At 38.3% G+C, this 19,057-nt stretch carries 12 protein-coding genes and 1 pseudogene; all 13 read right to left on the reverse strand.

Going from position 1 to position 19,057, the window contains the following annotated elements:
• Nucleotides 1-23: 23 nt before the first annotated feature.
• Entirely contained in the window at nucleotides 24-1,361 is a 1,338-nt protein-coding gene (locus tag GCWU000282_RS05165; protein WP_023353969.1) for a hypothetical protein, read from the reverse strand.
• Between the two features lie 20 nt (nucleotides 1,362-1,381).
• Entirely contained in the window at nucleotides 1,382-1,864 is a 483-nt protein-coding gene (locus GCWU000282_RS05170; RefSeq protein ID WP_023353970.1) for a flagellar export chaperone FliS, read from the reverse strand.
• Between the two features lie 14 nt (nucleotides 1,865-1,878).
• Nucleotides 1,879-3,399, reverse strand: coding sequence for a flagellin N-terminal helical domain-containing protein (locus GCWU000282_RS05175; RefSeq protein WP_023353971.1), 1,521 nt, complete (start codon nucleotides 3,397-3,399; stop codon nucleotides 1,879-1,881).
• A 16-nt stretch (nucleotides 3,400-3,415) separates the two neighbouring features.
• Nucleotides 3,416-6,277 carry a DUF6240 domain-containing protein gene (locus tag GCWU000282_RS05180; RefSeq protein ID WP_023353972.1) on the reverse strand — a complete coding sequence of 954 codons (2,862 nt, stop codon included), beginning with the start codon at nucleotides 6,275-6,277 and terminating at the stop codon, nucleotides 3,416-3,418.
• A 306-nt stretch (nucleotides 6,278-6,583) separates the two neighbouring features.
• Nucleotides 6,584-7,834: an FG-GAP repeat domain-containing protein gene (locus GCWU000282_RS15795; protein ID WP_051384133.1), complete on the reverse strand. Its 1,251-nt coding sequence runs from the start codon at nucleotides 7,832-7,834 to the stop codon at nucleotides 6,584-6,586.
• Nucleotides 7,835-8,344: 510 nt separating this feature from the next.
• Nucleotides 8,345-9,567: pseudogene (pepT, locus tag GCWU000282_RS05190) on the reverse strand (peptidase T).
• 28 nt (nucleotides 9,568-9,595) lie between these two features.
• On the reverse strand, nucleotides 9,596-9,955 hold the full coding sequence (locus tag GCWU000282_RS05195; protein ID WP_023353976.1) for a PIN domain-containing protein: 360 nt from the start codon (nucleotides 9,953-9,955) through the stop codon (nucleotides 9,596-9,598).
• Nucleotides 9,942-10,184 carry a restriction endonuclease subunit S domain-containing protein gene (locus GCWU000282_RS05200; RefSeq protein ID WP_023353977.1) on the reverse strand — a complete coding sequence of 81 codons (243 nt, stop codon included), beginning with the start codon at nucleotides 10,182-10,184 and terminating at the stop codon, nucleotides 9,942-9,944. Before GCWU000282_RS05200 ends, GCWU000282_RS05195 begins: the two co-directional genes overlap by 14 nt.
• Nucleotides 10,185-10,229: 45 nt before the next feature.
• The gene (locus tag GCWU000282_RS05205) at nucleotides 10,230-12,467 is read right to left on the reverse strand and encodes a DNA gyrase/topoisomerase IV subunit A (protein WP_023353978.1); all 2,238 of its coding nucleotides are present in this window, start codon (nucleotides 12,465-12,467) and stop codon (nucleotides 10,230-10,232) included.
• Between the two features lie 416 nt (nucleotides 12,468-12,883).
• Entirely contained in the window at nucleotides 12,884-14,917 is a 2,034-nt protein-coding gene (locus GCWU000282_RS05210; RefSeq protein WP_023353979.1) for a DNA gyrase/topoisomerase IV subunit B, read from the reverse strand.
• Nucleotides 14,918-14,923: 6 nt separating this feature from the next.
• Nucleotides 14,924-15,283: a fluoride efflux transporter CrcB gene (crcB, locus tag GCWU000282_RS05215; RefSeq protein ID WP_330365813.1), complete on the reverse strand. Its 360-nt coding sequence runs from the start codon at nucleotides 15,281-15,283 to the stop codon at nucleotides 14,924-14,926.
• Nucleotides 15,284-15,845: 562 nt separating this feature from the next.
• Nucleotides 15,846-17,150 carry a chloride channel protein gene (locus tag GCWU000282_RS05220; RefSeq protein WP_023353982.1) on the reverse strand — a complete coding sequence of 435 codons (1,305 nt, stop codon included), beginning with the start codon at nucleotides 17,148-17,150 and terminating at the stop codon, nucleotides 15,846-15,848.
• Between the two features lie 34 nt (nucleotides 17,151-17,184).
• Entirely contained in the window at nucleotides 17,185-19,026 is a 1,842-nt protein-coding gene (locus GCWU000282_RS05225) for an Ig-like domain-containing protein (RefSeq protein ID WP_023353983.1), read from the reverse strand.
• Between the last annotated feature and the right edge of the window lie 31 nt (nucleotides 19,027-19,057).

Genomic DNA, 19,057 nt, shown 5'->3' on the forward strand with positions numbered 1-19,057 from the left:
CTAATTGCCTTTTGTCAACTATATCAATTTTTCCTTTTCTTTGCAATCCACCCGCTAAAGGTAATTATATAAGCAAGTATTATGATTCCGAAGGTACTGCCTACAAGTATGGTTGCCTTCATGCTTCTTTTATGTTCTGCTTCCCTCGTAATTACCGCTCTTACATTACTTTTGTTCCCTGCCTCATCCACAGCCTGAAGTTTTATATCATTTTCACCTATGCTAAGTCTCTGTGTAAATCTAAAGCTTCCTTTTTTTACCTTTCTACTCTGTCCGTTCATAATAAGGGTTACATCCTCTGAGCATTCACCGGTAACAGCTATCTCATTATCGGTTGTTACAGCACCGTCAATTTCCTTGTCTAATACCAACTTGGGCTTTATCGTATCAACCTTTAACTCTTTTGTATAATTTTTAATATTCCCATATTCATCGCTGACACTTACAAGTATCTTTACGTCTCCTTCAGGCAGGGCAACCGTATAAGTACCGCTTGCTTCGGAGCCTTCTGCTTCTATAGTATCATTCACAATTATATCAACCTTACACTCTCCCGCAAAAAGCACGTCTATGGAAAGTTCAGTTTCATTTATTGCACTTCTTGCAGGGAACCTTACCATAGAATTGGGACTGTTTCTGTCCGGCATATAATAAAGTTCAAAATCTCCGTTATTACCATTGTTATTTACATTTGCCACATAGTAGGCTACATTTTCTATTCCCTCCGGAATCTCTGTGCTAAATACAGATTCCGAGGTGTATTCTTTAGCGATTTCTTCCATAGTATCACTGTTATATAAGCCCACTACATAGTGTCCATTTTCTGCTCCCACCCAGCTAATCTCAGCTTTACCGTCTACATATCTGCCTGAAATTCCTTCGACCAACGGCTGTTTGCCGCTATCTTTCATATATTCCATTCCTGCCAGATACCTGTCTCCCGATACATATACAGGCATTTCAAGCATTTTCTCCGCTGTTTTCTTTCCCTTTTTAGAGACTATCTTAAAATAATAGTATCCTGAGTTTGGTACTCTCACATTTATCTTCTCTTCACCGTTTGCGCCGGTGCTCTTTAGCCTTATTTCCGCCCAGTCTCTCCCTGATTTTGCTGTGGAATAATATACAGTATGGTTAAGCTTTGTCTTTTTGCCTGTTTCCATAATATCAAAACTTACCGTAACTATTGCTCCGCTTGTTGCACTTTCCTGCAAAGCATCCTGTTCGGCAAAAAAAGAGTTCACTTTAAAGGCCTTCTCCTCTCCCGGAGCTGCCTTTACGTGAACTATTTTATTCGGCATTATAACTATTGCCAAAAACAAACTTAAGAAAATTAATGCTATTATATTAGTTTTTTTCATACCTTTAATTAGGCCATAAATCAGGCACGAAAGCCTCTGTTTTCAGAGTCCGGGTTTATAAGAGTTTCATCCAGACTAAGTCCTTTGCCATAGGTGATGCCGGCATAAACCTGCTGTGTTTTTCCCATAACAGGCTCTGACTTATCCGTTTTTGCCACCTCTCTAAAACTATCTCCCAGCTTTCTTAAGACCTTCCTCGCGGCTTCTATCTCCTCTTTCTTTCCACTCACCAGTGCAAAGTTAAGGCATCTGCTTACATAGATATAAAGGCTGGCAAGGTTCTTACTTACCTCATAACTCATATCCAGACTCACAAGCAGTTCCTTTACAAAAGAAACTGCCTGCTTTAGTTCATTCTTAAAAGTTACTCTATCACCTTTATTAATTGCCTCTTCTGCCAAAGTGAGATTTTCTTCTATTATATCATACATTATAACAATAATCTCACTTTTATTTGCAGAAGTTATTCTCCTTGTATAAATCTTTACAGATTCAGCTTTCAATCAGACTTCCTCCATTAGCTCTGTAATAATGTCAATATAGTATTAGGACGCTCATTTGCCTGAGCAAGTACGCTTGTGCCCGCCTGTGAAAGCACCTTCTGCTGAGTAAATTCAGTCATTTCCTCCGCCATATCTGTATCCATTATTCTTGAAAATGCACTCGTCATATCTTCTGTGGTTTCATCAACACTGAGAATCGTGTGCTCAAGCCTGTTTTGGTAAGCACCAAGTTTAGCTCTTTCGGCAGATAAGCGGGTAATAGCATTATCAATCATTGCTATAGCTTTTTCTGCTTCAGAATTTGTCCTTATATTTATTCCTTTAAGTCCTAAGGTTTCACTATCTATCCTGCCGATACTTACATCGAAACTTTCACCTGTATTGGCTCCTACCTGTAAAGTCATATAACCGGCATCAAATACTGTAAGGTCAACCTCTCCCGCTTTGTCATTTTCAGTAGTATAATCTTTTACTTTTAGTTCAAGTTCAAAGCCACCCTTATCTTTTACTAAAACCTTATCTCCGTCTGTACTGACAGTAGCAGTTTTTTCAAATCCTTCATCTAAAGTAACCTTGGCATCACTTCCTTTTTTTACTTCATCAGGCTCCATTTTTCTTGGAAGATTTAATGCAGCGGCAAGTCTGTCAGCATTTTCTTCTGCTGTATATGTAGTGCCATCCTTAAGCTTACTGGCTGTACCTTCTATTTTAATATCTATCTTGGCCTTACTTCCATATGCTTTGGATACAAAAAGCAATTCTGCTCCCTCCTCAAGAGGACCGGCTGTATATCCGCCATAAAGTTCTTCACCATCAGCATCAGGTCCGCCTCCGTTACCTGCAAGGCTAAGTCCCGCTCTTTCTGCTCCCAGTCTTATTTTATTCAGTACAGTTTCTGCAGTATCTCCGGGATTAATATTAATTACTTCACCGTTAATAATAACCCTTCCCTGTAAAGTAGAATCCTCGTTAAAATCACTGCTGCTTACCGAGCCTCCCGTATATACAGCCTTCTTAGGATCTTCATTAACAGTGAGCTTATACTTCCCGTTAGGTACAGATTCGCTTGAGCGGACAACCGATACTCCATCATTCTGAGTAACAGATCTTCTGTTTGCTTCTCCGTTTAACAACTTCTTTTCATTAAAGCCGGTATCTGTAGATATTCTGTTTATTTCAGCCAAAAGCTGATCCATTTCCTGCTGTATGGCATCTCTGTCATCCCCCGAATAAGTATCATTGGCTGACTGTACTGCAAGCTCCTTCATACGATTAAGCATTGCGCTTACTTCATTAAGAGCTCCTTCAGCAGTCTGCATAACCGAAATCCCGTCAGCTGCATTTTGTGAAGCACGCTCAAGGGATTTAATCTGAGTGCGCATCTTTCTTGAAATTGAAAATCCTGCCGCATCATCAGATGCTGAATTTATTTTATATCCTGACGAAAGACGTCTTGTACTCTTATCAAGCCTCTTTTCAACTCTGCTGAGATTTGTGTTTGCTCTAAGTGCCGAAATATTATTATTTATTCTCATTTTATGCCCTCGTTTTCTAATCTCTTATACCCAGAACCTTTAGCATATGTGCCGCCACCGTTTTGGCTGTTCTGTATATATCCGAAGTTTTAACATTGTCATTATATATATCGTCAGAATTTCTGATTTGTGAAGACCCCTGTCCCAAATGATAAGAAATTTCTCCGATTTCCATCTTCATTTCTGACAGTGCTCTCTTAAGTATTTCCTCATTTGCCTTAAGATTATCCAGACTTTCTCTGGAATCTGCCCTGAAATAGCCGGTAATTCTTTCATTTACAATTCTAAACTCTGACATCACTCTGTCATCATTTGTAGTTAAGAGAATACCTACCTTACCCATATCCGCTTCCGTTTTCCCCTTCCTTACTGTAAGAGATATGTCAGCCATTTTATCTTCATCGTAAATAAAAGGTATATCATAAGTCTGAGAGGTATCCCTCTTAACAGAAAGTACAATGGTCTTCTTAACCTCCGCCAGTCCGGCAAGTTTTCCGTAGGTAATCTTTTCAGACTCCATCAGCTTTGATACTTTTCTGCTAAGTGCATCCGTTATGGCTTTCTCATTTTCAGCAGCAAACCTGTCTCCGTTAAACTCATCTATGAATTTTGATGAAAGGTCGTTTATCTCTCTCTTCTCTTCATTTGACATTTCGGATATCAGTCCTAATAAATTTCTTCTGCCCTTTGAAATACTCATCTGTGCCGTCAGGTTAGAAAATGTGATTTCCGCTCTCTCGTCTATCATCTTTTCTACTTCAGTAGTCTGAACCTCTTTTGTTATTTCGGCCTTTTTAGCCTCATAATAATCATTGTCCGCCCATGTAAGACTGTCTTTAAGTTCTCCCGCAAGCAATTTGGCATAAGACATATCTATCTGATTATCTATCTTACCCTCACCTCCGAGCACTTTTATAAGTTCTCCGAAGTTATCATCTATCTTCTCGTCAAATCCGCCAGGTTTCCTGCTTCTTACTGCTGAAAGCATATTTCTCAGAGTAAGACTCTGATTGGTAAGGCTTACACTTCCTACCGCTGCATCATCACCCTTTTCAATCTGATTAAGCAGACGGTATATTCCTATATAAGCCTCTCTTTCCGTCTCACTTACGTCCCCGTTCTTTTCCAGATTATAAAGATAACGACTGTATTTCTCATCATTTGGAAATACTTTTTCATTTATTTCTTTTGCGGCCTTAAGCAGTTCTTCCATATCCAAATCAAGCGGATTAATTCCTGATTTAATAAGTCCCGCCACTGTAGCAGGTTTTAATTCTTTTAAAGCTGTTTCGGTGAGGGTAGCTGCCACCTTCATCTTTGTTACAGACTCCACACTTACTTCTGCTTTATTATATGCCAGAAGTCTTACTGCCTTTCTGTTTGCCTCTGTAAGATCCAAATTATTTTCACTTAGAACCTTATCAATATTTCCAAAGGCTTTGCGGATACTGTCGCCCAAATCAGCCCTGATTTCGGTTGCGCCCTTTTCATAAGCCTTGCCCGCTTCATGATAAGAGGCAAGGGTAATCCTTGTTTCTGCTCTGTATGTAGCCGATACCGCACCCATCTTGTATTCAGTTTCATAGGTTCTTGTAAGCGCATAGGAACGAATGGACACCACACTTCTTAAAAGTTCAATTCCGGTTGCAGCATTGCCGATAGTTTTTGTACCATCCGCATTTTCACTGTTTCCCAATGTTACAGCACCGTCAAGTAAGCCCTTATAATAGCTTTCCTCTTCTTTTCTAAGATTGGCTACAAGTCCCTTAAGATCGGTTACATCTATCTTTATCCCCTTATTTAACATACTTACTGCAGATTGTTCGGTAAGTTTAAGTCTTATTTCTTCAAGATTTCTTCTTTGGCTTACTTCTGTAATTGTAATTTCTGTGGTTCGCCTGAAATAATTAACCACATAGCCTGCCTGCCTGTAATTAGCTGTACCTACTATAGCTTCTGTAGCTTCTCTTCCCTCTGAAATTCCTTTTGCAAGCCTATCCGCTAACTTTCCTATTCCTTCAGTAGTTCCTGCTCCGTTCCTTAGCTCATTAAGGCTTAAATACTTTGCTACACTTGCAGGAGTAATCTCCATCCCCTTGGTAAACAACCACTTTGCAGCACCAAGGCTGTCTTCATCTGCAGTTACTCCCTTACTCTCCAAAAGATTTACAGCCTGATTTTCTATTTTAAACCAAGTCTCCTCTTTTTCTACCGTCTGTGATACTTCTCTATACGACTCTGTATGCTCCGCCCTGTAGATATTAGAAATAGTTTCCGGCAGATCAGCTTCTATCATGTGGCTTATAGCCGGTTCGTTTATATTTTTTATTACATCTTTCACAAAGTCCACAGCAGTTGAAAGTTTCTCAATATTTTCTTTGGTAACAGCCATACCGGATTTTTCAAGCAGCTTTGCAAGCCTGCCGTCCTCAGTGTTTCCATAAGAAAGTTCTTTTATATTTTCGGTTTCTTCGCTAAGTTTTTCTGCCTGTTTCTCAAGGTATTCCCTGCTTATTTCCCTGTTTTGAACTATGTTTTCTACACTCTTTTTAACAAGGTCGGCATCAGAATCTGTAGCGGATACCCCCTTTTCTTCAAGCCCTTTCATAATCTCAGGTGATAGCATTTTTGCATTATATTCAAGGGTTTTTGTAGCCTTTTCAGCCTGTTCCTTAAATTTTGATACTGCCCTGTCTTCTTCTCTTAGCTTATTTACAGTATCTCCGTAGGTCATAACTTTAGTTCTTATATTTTTATTAAATGCCTCTCCGAGACTGATCTTCTCATTTGCAGATTCCGGTTCTTTAATTTCTTTTCCTGTATCTTTAAGTCCCAACTCAAGCACTTTAGTACTGTCTTTTAAGCTATCTATCTGCATAAGCACCTCTTTTTCAAAATATTTGCAATTACACTACAATATATATTTCGGCAGAATTTTTGCTTTTATTAAGTACAAAACAAAAGAAAAAGATAACATTACAAGGCATATACATAAGTAAAATGCGTGTATTGTTATCTTTCTCTACATCATCCCCGCAATCACCATCACTGATGGCCGATTCTATTTATCACAAATCCCATTCGTCTTCCTACTCTCTCCTGTCGACAGAATCATTTTAGCATATTTTGTGCAAATTGTCAATAAAAGATGTTTAATTTATTCAAATATCTATATTTTGCACAATTAAACTGCTAAATCTATTTGTTTAATGGAGCCTGCTTCACCGTTTTCTTTAAGGAAAATACCGGTTTTCCTTACGGTCGCCTGTGTGTTATTATCCATATCTTTTATAGAAAATTCAGTGTTTGCTCTGCCAAGGTATATAGCACCAATGCCTTTTTTTGCTATTGGAACAAGCTCATCATTTCCATCCTCGTCTTTGCTCCACACTAAAAGCTTCATAAATATTTTATCATTTTCATCTATCCAGCCATTTCCATCATCATCGTATGCGGCCAAGTCGCTAAAACCGTCACCACTCCCGGTCCCAAAAAGCTCTGTTCCGTCATTTATCTTGCCATCTCCGTTTTTATCAAGTGCAAGAAAGCCGCTACCCCTGCCGGCAAATGATATTTTATCTTTTTCTCCGTCTCCATCTATGTCAAAGTCATATTTTCGGGTAGTTATATCTTTAGCATCTCCCTCAAGATTTACTACTAACGGATCTTTAAAATTAAACTCTGAATATCTTCTTGTTCCCTGAACTTCAGCATAAGCCCTGGACATGCCCATTTCCATCTTGAAGTCCATCTTGCGTCCATCTGCAGACATAACGCTTCCGTGTGCCTCAAATGAAGTCACTTCGGTTTCTACATAAGACAGTGTTTCCTCATACACTGCCTCTATCCTGTTTACAGAAAATGAACTTGCTGCAGACGAAGATGAACTTACTGAATTCTTATCTTTCGCGCTGTATCTCTTAAGAATCTCACTAAGGCTAATAATTTCATTGTCTTTATCATTTTCCCGGATATTTGACTTTTTACCCTGAAGCTCATCCATAAATTTTCTTATGGCTTCAACTATTTTCTTAATTAGCTTTGCTTCTTCCTCTTTTATGTCATCCATCATACTTTTCTTTATGCTTTCAAGACTTAATCCGCCTAGTTCTTCACCTAACTTATTAACCTCTTCTTTGGCCTTCTCTTCTTTCTCAATTATTTTAAGCTTTGCCCTAATTGCCTGATGTTCTATGCTGTAGCCGCTACTTGTATAGCTTTGCTTTTTTCCGTCATTTGTATAGCTGTTAAATCTTCTGCCTTCTGAAAATGATTTACCGCTAAATTCAAAAGTAGCATTTTTCTCTCTGTTTCTTGTTTGTGGGGAAGATGAATTTGCTGACACAGATAAAAGACGGTTTCTTGAAGTCACCCTCACACCTTGCGAAAATTCTCTTGATGATGACATAGAAATATTACTATTTGCAATTCTCATAACTACCTCCTTACAGCTTGCTTTGTTTTTGTGTAACAAAACTAACCTTCTTCATTCTTGAAGAAAGTTAACATGTGTGAGGTAGAAAATTGTCTTGGAACTTATATTAATTATATCGGACAATAGCAGAGATTTATTAGTAATTGTTTAGAATAATCTATTTTTTTTTACTTAATATCAAAACATCTGTTCTTTATTGAATTTTTATAGTATAATCTTTTTGTTGTCGACCTTCAATCTGACATCAGAAGGGAGGTGTGTCAATTGGAGATAATAATTTCTATCGTGATTGCTGTTACGGCAGATATGATTAGTTATTGTATTTGCAAGTGGTTAGACAGCAAAGATAACGACAATTAGCCCAAGCGGAAGCCTTACCGTCTAAAATAAGGAAGAACCCCCAGAGTGCCCGCTCTGGGGGTTCGTTTGTGTCAATTGGATTTCTATCTTGATACAAATATATAATAAGCTATTTTTATGGATAAGTCAAGGTAAAACATACAATCCGTATTACTCAGCATAGGTGAGCACTATCTTCTTAAGCAACTCTACTATCTTAAGCATAGCATCAACTGATACAAATTCATATTTCCCATGATAATTCATACCGCCTGTGCAAATATTAGGGCAAGGAAGTCCCATATATGAAAGTGATGCTCCGTCCGTACCGCCTCTGATTGGCTCTACTCTAGGCTCTATACCAAGTTCAAGCATAGCTTTCTTTGCATTTTCTACAAGGTGCATATTTGGCTCAACCATTTCTTTCATATTGTGATATGAGTCTGTAATCTGAACCTCTGCCGTACCCTCACCATATTTAGCATTGATAAACTCACCGACTTTTGCAAACAATGCCTTTTTAGCTTCGAATTTATCTGCATCATGGTCACGGATTATATAATTTAGTTTAGTCTTTTCGGTATTTCCCTCTATCTCGGTGATATGAAAAATCCCTCATAGCCCTCTGTACAGTATGGATCTTCATACACAGGAAGCATTGACTGAAATTCCATAGCTATCCTGATTGCATCCTTCATCTTCCACTTGGCAGAGCCCGGATGGATGGATACACCGTTTATAACCACTCTTCCGCCTGCCGCATTAAAGTTCTCGTATTCAAGCTCTCCAAGCCTTCCGCCATCTACTGTATAGGCATAGTCTGCTCCGAATTTATCTACATCAAAGTATTTTGTACCATTGCCCACTTCTTCATCAGGTGTGAAGCCTATCCTGATTTTTCCATGTTCTATCTCAGAATGTTCCTTAAAATAAGCCACCATGCTCATAATCTCAGCGATTCCCGCCTTATCATCAGCTCCCAAGAGGGTAGTTCCGTCAGTTACTATAAGTGTCTCTCCCTTAAATTCAGGAAGTACTGGAAAATCACTGACCTTCATAACTACGTTTAGAGCTTCATTCAGCACTATATCCTTACCGTCATAGTTTTCTATTTCACGTGGTTTAATATTGGCTCCTGATATGGCATCACTGGTATCCATATGTGCAACAAAGCCAAGTACCGGTAAATCTCTTTCTGTTGTGGCAGGCAGGGTTGCAAATACATAACCATGGTCTAAAAGTTCTACCTCACTAAGTCCAAACTCCTTAAGCTCTTCTACTAAAAATTTTGCAAGTTCAAGCTGTTTGGCTGTGCTTGGTACTTCCTCCACTCCATCCTGTGACTGTGTATCAAATGATACATATTTTAAGAACCTGTCTTTAACTGTTTTCATGGCATTCTCCTTTTCAATACAATACTATTTATGATAAGAGTTTTTTTAATTTTTTATCAAATGTAAATACATCATAACCCTTTATACATTTATATGCATATAAGATACAGTCTATAAAATCAAGATTCTTCTCTGCATAAGTTTCAACACCAAGCATAAGAACATCTTTTTCCACAACATCTATATCCGAAATAAAATCAAGAATTGACTCTGTTATCTCCCGCTTATCAACTCCATATATTCTTTTAAGCACATATATTACTTCAGCAATAACCTCAATTGTGACTATGACATTTTTACTTTTTATAACCTCTGTCACTTCTAAAACCATATCCTCGTTATCATTTAGAATATATCTCAAAATAACATTAGCATCAAGCATTACCATAATTTTCACCTACTTCTTCCTCCCAGGCAGTTCCCTCTTTATTCCATAACTCAGGATTAGCATACTTTGCCAAGGAGCCTCTCGCAGCTTCGGTAGTTCTTGTCCTTTTGGGGCTTTCTTCCATGAATTCATCCAAAATTGTAATTATCACTTTTTGATTTTTCTTCGCAGGTATCTTTTCCAATGTCTGTACAGTATTGCCATCATAATATCCACTTAGTGTAAGCATAAACACCTCCTCCTTTTCTTCTGTTAATCACTCTCACCGGACAGCCTACTTAATTTTATCTCCCTTAGCAGCTCTCTTTTTAAGTTTAAACTTAGCTACCTTATAGCTGTCACCATCAAATTCTACTTCTGTAGTAGCACTGATCTCGACAGCTACACCTTTCACCTCATCATCTTCGGCAAGACTGATGCCCTTAACTCCTCTGCCGCTTTTCTTCATTTCAACCACTTCATCAAGGAGGTAGGAGAGTCCAATCTTTTTCTTTGTGAGCATATAAACCCTTAGGTCATGTGAAAGTATTTCTGCCGCACTTAACACCCTTACACTTAAAAGCTCATCTCCCTCTTCAAGTTTGGTTGCAAGCATTACGGAACGGTTTGTATCAAATTCCACACCGGAAACAAGCTTTACAAAACCTTTCCTGGTAGCAAAGAAAACCATGGACTCAAAAAGTTCTGCAAAAGAGGTATAAAGTATAATCTCCTCCTTGCCAACCTTTGAAATATTGTGAACTAAAGTTCCCTTGTCCCTAAGCCTTACCTTAGGTATGTCTTTAGCCTTGACCTGATGCATATTTCCGCTTGCCGTAAATATACATATTCTGTCAGTATTTTTCATCATGATTTTAGTCGGATACTCGTTAAGAGCCTCTTCATTTGCCTTTGAAATACTGCTTACATCCACACTCTTAGCATAGCCGAAGCGGTCTATCAGTACATATACATCCTCTTCTTTTACTTCTTCCACATAGACCTGCTTCTCCTCATTTAAAAGCTCAGTACGTCTTGGCTTCTCAAAGTTTTTTACATTTGCCTTCAAATCAGTCTTTATTACCCTATGAAGCTCTGTTTTATCGGATAATATTTTATTATATTCTTCAATATTCTGTTTAAGATTTTCTGCTTCTGTAGAAAGCTTTAAGACTTCAAGCCCTATAAGTCTGCTAAGCGGCATAGCAAGTATTGCATCAGCCTGTGGCTCGGTAAAATCAAACTCCTTCGCAGCCTTTTTTGATGCCTCGCTCTTAAACTTTATTTCTGCTATATTACCGTTTACAAGGCAGTCCTTTGCCTGCTTTATAGACTCTGAACCTCTAAGCACCTCTATAATAAGGTCAATTACATCTACAGCCTTAATAAGACCTTCCACAACTTCTGCTCTGGATTTTGCCTTTTCCAGTAAATGTGTATATTCCTTGGTATAAAGTTCTTCTTCAAAGCCTAAAAATTCTTCTAAAATTCCCTTTAGTGAGAATATCTTTGGCTGCTTGTCTCTTACTGCAAGCATATTTACCGAATAGGTATCTTCCAAAGGAGTTTTCTTAAATATTCCGTTAAGGAGGTTTTCTACATTTCTTCCCTTCTTAACCTCTACCACTATGCGGACATCTGATGAAGATTCATCCCTTACATCTGCAATCTCATCAAACACCTTATCCTTCATAAGATTTACAAGACTTTCTACAAGCCTTGACTTGTTACCTGTCGAGGTAAAAGGAATTTCAGTTATAACTATATTTTTTTTGCCGTATTCTCCGTCTTCAATTATATACTTGCCTCTTACACGCAGTCTGCCCTCACCGTTTTCGTAAATATTTGCAATTTCGTCTGCATTGGCTATGATACCGCCTGTTGGAAAATCAGGTCCCGGTATGTATTTCATCAGTTTTTCTGTGGTAAGCTCAGGATTGTCAAGGAGGGCTATTGCACCCTTTATAATCTCACCCGGATTGTGTGGAGGTATATTGGTAGCCATACCTACAGCTATTCCCGTAGTTCCGTTTATCAGAAGAAACGGAAGCTTGGCAGGAAGTATAACAGGCTCTTTTTCACGCTCGTCAAAGTTTGGCACGAAGTCAACAAGATTTCTGTCAAGCCCTGTAAGCAGGTTCATAGCTCCTTTTGAAAGCCTTGCCTCCGTATAACGCATAGCCGCAGCCGAGTCGCCGTCTATAGAGCCAAAGTTTCCATGTCCGTCCACCAAAGGCACTGACATAGACCATTCCTCAGCCATATGCACAAGGGCATCATAGATAGAAGAGTCACCATGCGGATGATATTTACCCATGGTATCTCCGACTATACGGGCTGATTTTCTATGCTGTTTATCCGGTGCAAGTCCCAGTTCATTCATAGCATAAAGTATTCTTCTCTGAACCGGCTTAAGACCGTCTCTTACATCCGGCAGGGCTCTTGATATAATTACGCTTACGGAATAATCTCTGTAGGAATTTTTCATTTCCTCAGAGAAATCCTGAATTATAATATTTTCTTCTGTTACCATACTTTCCACTTCCTATAAATTAGTCCTTATTATCCACAAACTGTTTTTTTCAACTGTCAAAAATCAGACTTTCACAGTATTTAACTTCTACTGATAAATAATAGTCTAAAGTTTACTTAGCACAAATTATTCACGAAATATCTCGTAAAATATTCTACTCAAAGCACAGGCTTAAAATTACGATATTTTACAGATGTTTGGTAATATTACCACATAGTCACAGACAGAAAACTTTTTATCCTACTGTACTATGAATAACAAGAGGTCTGTGACATATGGCATGAATAATCCGGGCTTTGTACCATTCTGCGGAAACTGTTTGTTAGCTGCACGCACAATTAATATTCAGCTTAACACTGACTTTGGTATTTTTACTCTACAATCGTAGAAAATCATTGACTAATTTTCTATTTTTATTATATATCCACCTTCGCATATTTCGCTTCATTCATAATAAATTCCCGTCTTGGTGGAACTACGCTACTCATAAGCAGACTTGTAACCTCATCTGCTTCAACTGTATCGCTTATATCTATCCTTGCAAGAGAGCGTGTCTTAGGATCTAAGGTTGTCTCCCAAAGCTGGCTTGCATCCATTTCTCCAAGACCTTTGTAACGCTGTATTTCAAGGATTTTACGATTTTTATTCTTCTTAAATTTTTCAAGCTCATAGTCATTGAAAATATATTCAGACTTCTTTTTCTTCTTGCCGGACTTAGCCTTAAGCTGTTTTTCAGAAGGCTTATCTTCTACTCCAAGCTGGAAGATATCAAGCTGCCCTTCTCCAAGCTTTTTCTCTTCTAAGACTTTGGCTCCGCTTTCCTCATAGTCCACCTTATATAGTGGCGGAAGCCCTCTGTATATTTTACCTTCTTTAATAAGGTCAGGCATAAATCTATAGAAAAATGTAAGCAAGAGAGTACTTATATGAGCACCGTCTACATCCGCATCTGTAAGAATAATAATCTTATCATAGCGAAGCTTAGTTATATCAAATTCATCACCTATGCCACAGCCAAAGGTAGCTATCATTGACTTTATTTCATTATTTACAAGTATCTTCTCAAGTGCCGCCTTTTCCACATTTAAGATTTTACCGCGAAGCGGAAGTACAGCCTGAGTCTTACGGTTTCTGGCTGTCTTAACCGTACCACCGGCAGAATCTCCCTCCACAAGGTAAATCTCACATTCTTCAGCATTCTTAGACGAGCAGGAAGCAAGCTTACTCTTTACATCAAAGTCATTCAAGCTTTTAAGTACAGCATTTCTTGCCTTATCACTGGCAGTTCTTGCACTATAAGACTTCTGTGCAAGGTCAAGAATGGACTTAAGTACTTCTATATTTTTATCAAAATATCTTACGATTTCCTTTGAAACTACTTCTTCTACCGCTGTCTTCGCATCAGTATTGCCAAGCTTGGTCTTGGTCTGTCCTTCAAACTGCGGGTCAGGGTGCTTGATGGAGATAATTGCAACTATACCGTTACGTATATCTTTTCCGTCAAAATTATCATCCTTGCCCTTAAGATAGCCAAGTTCTCTCGCATACTGGTTCATAACCCTTGTAAGTGCAGTCTTAAAGCCTGTAACCAGAGTTCCGCCATCTACTACATTTATACGGTTGCAATAGGCATTTATCTGCTCCGAAAATCCATTAGTATACTGAAATGCTACTTCAACCTCTATATCCCCTGACTCGCCCTCTACATATACCACCTCATCATGAATTACTTCTGTTTCACGATTGATGTATTTTACATAGCTCTTAATTCCATCTTTTTCTTCGTAGGTCTTTTCTTCACCTGTAATTTCATCCTTAAAGTTTAACTTAAGCCCCTTATTTAAAAAAGCTGTCTCTTTAAGTTTTTTCTTAATAATGTCAGCCTTAAATTCAATGGTTTCAAAGATAGTATCATCGGGATAAAAGGTAACGCTAGTTCCCTTGTCAGACTTTTTACAGGTCTTAACAGCAGGAAGTTCGCCTTTAACAAGGGCTGTTACAGGATGTCCACCATTTTCATACTCATCCACATAAACATTGCCGTCTCTTCTTATCTCAACTATCATTTTGGTTGAAAGGGCATTTACTACAGAAGCTCCCACTCCATGAAGTCCACCTGACACCTTATACGCTCCGCCTGAGAACTTACCGCCTGCATGTAAAACTGTATATACAACTCTTTCCGTAGGTATCTTCTTGGTTGGGTGAATGTCTACAGGTACACCTCTTCCATAGTCCCTTATGGTTATACCACCATCATTTCTAAGAATAAGGTCAATTTGAGAACAAAAGCCCGCAAGATGCTCATCTATACCATTGTCAAGGATTTCCCATATAAGGTGGTGAAGCCCTCTTGTACCTGTACTTCCTATATACATACCCGGGCGTTTTCTAACCGCCTCAAGTCCTTCTAATATAACTATCTGACTTCCGTCATAATTTTCACTCATAAATTATTACACCATCCTAAGTCCTAAATATACTCCTGCTATACTGCAAGCTATGGATAAAAAAATATAGCTTCCTGCCGACAAAAACTCTCCCTTTTCGATAAGGCTAAAAGCTTCATACGAAAATGTAGAAAATGTGGTTAATCCACCGCAAAAACCTGTTTTTAAGAGCAATAATTTCTCAGGTCTCATACCTGTTTTATCGGCATAAGAAATAACCATTCCTATAATTACAGCTCCTATTATATTTGTAATAAGCGTATTTACAGGGTAATTTATTTGTTTAATCGGAATTTCAGATAGTAGATACCTTAGCAAAGAACCCAAGAATCCTCCTATACCTACTGCCAAACATTTTATAAACAATTTCATACCTCCACACTTGTAATACAAATATATAAGTTATGTTAAAATATAACACAATTATTTCATCGACAATTTAGTATAGCAGATTATAAGCCTATTTGCAAGAAGTTTCGAACATAAGTTCCTTGATTGTTGTGTGGCTATTATACTTATTTCTTCTGAAGATGATTTTTATTCTATTTATTTCTTAAGATTTTCAAAGCTGATATTTAGCGAATTTTACATATTAACCTATAACAGAAACTTAATCATCTTTAAAATCTACCGGATAAACTCCAAAAACATTATACCTCATAAAATAATCACCTAAATTAAATTTAGGCATATCAAATGATATGCCTACAATATCCTTAACGAATAAGACTCTTTTTCATTTTACGTAACATATCCTTAACAAATAAGACTTTTGTTACAATTTAAGTGTGCTATCCCATTTAATGCAATATTACCATTGTTATACTATTCTTTCTATACCACACTTATAGAATTATTATATAACTCGTGTGGTGCTATGTCCTGACCTCCACTCCATTCTACAGAATGATTTGCAAGCTTTACAGAATTAAAATTTCTCCAACTCTTCCTCATAAGCCCCTGCCTTCCTATTGATATATTTAGTTCTGAACTTGGAATATATAATGTTTTGCTCTGAGTAAAGTCCGAAATAGCCTGACATTATATAACTGATTGTAATAGCCAGTAAGAAGTAGATATTCCCCTCTCTAAATCCGAATAGTTCCGAAATGATAAGCAAAGAGGCTATAGGACAGTTTGTAACTCCCACAAATAATCCCGCCATTCCACAGGCTACTGCAAGAGAAGTGGGCAAGCCAAAAAGATGGGCAAAGAGATTGCCAAAGGTTGCTCCTATGAAAAGCGAAGGCACGATTTCACCGCCCTTATAGCCGGCACCTATACAAAGTGCGGTAAGAAGCATTTTCATAAGAAAGGCATACCATACAACTTCACCTTCTACCGCCCTTTCTATAACAGGCATACCGGCTCCGAGAAAGTCCTTTGTATCAAGCAGAATATTAATAACAATGAAAATTGTACCGCCTACAAAGATTTGAAAATAGCGATTTATATGTAATTTTGAAAATGCTGTACCGGCTCCTTTTAAGAGCAGACAGAAAATTATGCTTAAAAGTCCGCAGACAATAGCAAGAAGAGCTATCTTCCATACTACATCAAAATTAAGTCCAACATCCGTTACCCTTCCCAGATGTTCCTTTTCCAGTCCGTATAAATGGGATAACCACCTCGCTGTTACCGAGGACACGAAACAGGGAAACATAGCCGAATACTGGATTATTCCTATACTTGCAACTTCCATAGGAAAGAAAACAGCAGCTATGGGAGTTCCAAAAATTGCCGAAAAAGCCGCACTCATTCCACACATGATTATCATGCGCTTTTCTTCTTCGCTTAGCTTAAGCCATTTTATCTTATTTAATCCGGCTGCTGCGGCACTTCCAAGCTGTAAGGCTGCTCCCTCCCTGCCTACCGAACCTCCGAAAGCATGGGTAATCAGGGTAGATGCAAAAATAAGAGGTGCCATAACCACAGGCAACTCTGTTTTTGCCTGTATTGTGCTAATTACCAGATTTGTCCCCTTCGACTTATATACCCCTGCAAATCTATACAAATACACTATTATAAGACCTGCAAACGGCAAACCGAACAATATATTAGGATGCGTTTTCAACAAATTATTCGCTCTGATGTCAAGCGCGGAAAATGCCACACTGATACCTCCTACAAAGAGGCCTACCAATGTGGCAAGTACGCACCAACGAAGCAAATTAAAGATATTCACCCTTAGTTCTGTTGCAATCTTCTTTAACTCCGTTATAAAATTCCCCATTTAAAACTCCAATATTTTACTTATTATTTTGCTTTTATTTCAGCCTTACTATAATTGTATAATCCTTCTGTGCTGTCGTCCCTTTAAGCACCGTAATGGTTTCAGTATTTATTTCAGTACCGTTTTGAAGTACTGCTCCTGAAGGTACATAGTATAGCTCTGCAGCACCTGATGCATTTTTACTAAAGTAAAAATATGAACCCAAATTTGAACTAATAATATTTGAACCCGGCATTATATAGGCTCTTCCCGCGCCATTATCTACAAAGCCAAGAGCTGAAATAACTTCTTCATACCTTGTAACCTGATTGCCCGAAGTGTTGGTCAGGGTAAAGTTAATCAAATTTTCTTTTCCGACAAAGGCTCCACCCACACTTCCGATTATTACAAGAGAACCTACACTTGAACCTTCAGTTACCTTAGAGTCCATAGCATTGCTCGCAGAATTACCTGCTGTCACAGCCCTTATATTTACTGCTCCGGTATAAAGTGTTGCAGCCTTAAGAGGATAAGTCAAGAACGTCTCCCCATCTACAGTAATCGGTGATATAGTCTGAATCTTGCCGTCTACCGCATCAAGTGCAATGCCGGTATTACCTGTTATAACAAGAGATACTTTGCTCTGTGGTATACCTGCATTATAAATGCTATTGCCATAATTATCTCTTGCCCTCACCAGTACATAGTAGGACTCAGGAACAGTATTAAGCGAAGGATTGCCTCCAAATGAGTTAATCATAGTTCCTTTGGCTAAAAATGTAGTGTTATCCATTACTTTGACGTAACCGGTAAGTGTACGCTTATATATTCCCATAATCTGGATATCTTTGATATAACTCGGGCTTCCTATTTTTATCTGTACTTCCTTACTGAATGCTCCTGCTCCGCCATATGTTATATTTAATTTTCCAACATAACCCACAGTCTGGTTTGGCTCTAGGTCTATAAGGAATTTACCATCTGTTATAAGAGTCACAGGCTTATTGCCTTCCCATACCGCACTGCATTTTCCCGCAAATCTTATATCCCTGGTCACATCATTTCCGTACTGGTCTAAAAGCTTATATCTTACCTCTGCCTTCATTCCGCTGTCACTTAGATTTGCAAGAGGGGCTTCCATATTTTCAATAACTATTTCCTTAACTGCAGACTGCGTAGCCACCGGAGCTCTGTCTTTTATATCCACACCGATTACATTACTGTTAATACCTTCAGTCGCAGCCCTGCTGTTTTTTATAGAAGCTCTTACATATACCTTTGTAGCAGTAGGCCCGGCCACCATAAAACCTGATGAGGTTATGGTAGCTAAAGCAGGTGAGAGTTTTGCAGTGCAGGCTTCGTCTGCAAACAACTCATAAAATACACCGTAAGAAAGCTTTCTGCCCGGATTTATCTTTACTTCATTGTTTCCTGCCTTGGCTGTAGCCTTAAACTGTATAATAGAGTCTGTGTGCATAGTTCCGTCAAACTTACCTGTTCCGGCTATAGCTAAGCTGTCCACTCCGCTGTTTACAATAATCTTACACTTAATTGTAATCAGCTTTTTATTTACCTTGTAGCTAAAGCTTATAACTGTAGTTCCCGGCTTTTTCGCAGTAACCACACCATCTTGGGATACAGTTGCGGCAGTTTTATTTGATGACTTCCAACTTCCTTTTATTCCTGAAGTCCTTCCGCCTATACTGTAATCAACATCAAGTTTACTTTGTCCTATAAATATCTCTTTTGTCTTTTTAAGAGTGAGCATATTATTCGGACTACTCTTGTCGTACAGAAATGCTATAGCCGCTTTTGCCTCTTCTCTCGGAGCTAAGGTTGTAAAGCTTCCAAAAGCCATTGTTCCCGTCAGTAATAAAGCCCAAAATTTATTTTTCATTTAAATCTCCCTTCAATAACATTCATCTACT

Source organism: Catonella morbi ATCC 51271, assembly GCF_000160035.2.
Lineage (GTDB): Bacteria > Bacillota > Clostridia > Lachnospirales > Lachnospiraceae > Catonella > Catonella morbi.

Bases quoted from the DNA above. Each gene is read 5' to 3' on its own strand.
- GCWU000282_RS05165 (WP_023353969.1), bottom strand. From the start codon at position 1,361: ATGAAAAAAACTAATATAATAGCATTAATTTTCTTAAGTTTGTTTTTG.
- GCWU000282_RS05175 (WP_023353971.1), bottom strand. From the start codon at position 3,399: ATGAGAATAAATAATAATATTTCGGCACTTAGAGCAAACACAAATCTC.
- GCWU000282_RS05180 (WP_023353972.1), bottom strand. From the start codon at position 6,277: ATGCAGATAGATAGCTTAAAAGACAGTACTAAAGTGCTTGAGTTGGGA.
- GCWU000282_RS15795 (WP_051384133.1), bottom strand. From the start codon at position 7,834: ATGAGAATTGCAAATAGTAATATTTCTATGTCATCATCAAGAGAATTT.
- GCWU000282_RS05195 (WP_023353976.1), bottom strand. From the start codon at position 9,955: ATGGTAATGCTTGATGCTAATGTTATTTTGAGATATATTCTAAATGAT.
- GCWU000282_RS05200 (WP_023353977.1), bottom strand. From the start codon at position 10,184: ATGCTTACACTAAGTGGATATTATGATGGCAATACTGTACAGACATTG.
- GCWU000282_RS05205 (WP_023353978.1), bottom strand. From the start codon at position 12,467: ATGGTAACAGAAGAAAATATTATAATTCAGGATTTCTCTGAGGAAATG.
- GCWU000282_RS05210 (WP_023353979.1), bottom strand. From the start codon at position 14,917: ATGAGTGAAAATTATGACGGAAGTCAGATAGTTATATTAGAAGGACTT.
- GCWU000282_RS05220 (WP_023353982.1), bottom strand. From the start codon at position 17,150: ATGGGGAATTTTATAACGGAGTTAAAGAAGATTGCAACAGAACTAAGG.
- GCWU000282_RS05225 (WP_023353983.1), bottom strand. From the start codon at position 19,026: ATGAAAAATAAATTTTGGGCTTTATTACTGACGGGAACAATGGCTTTT.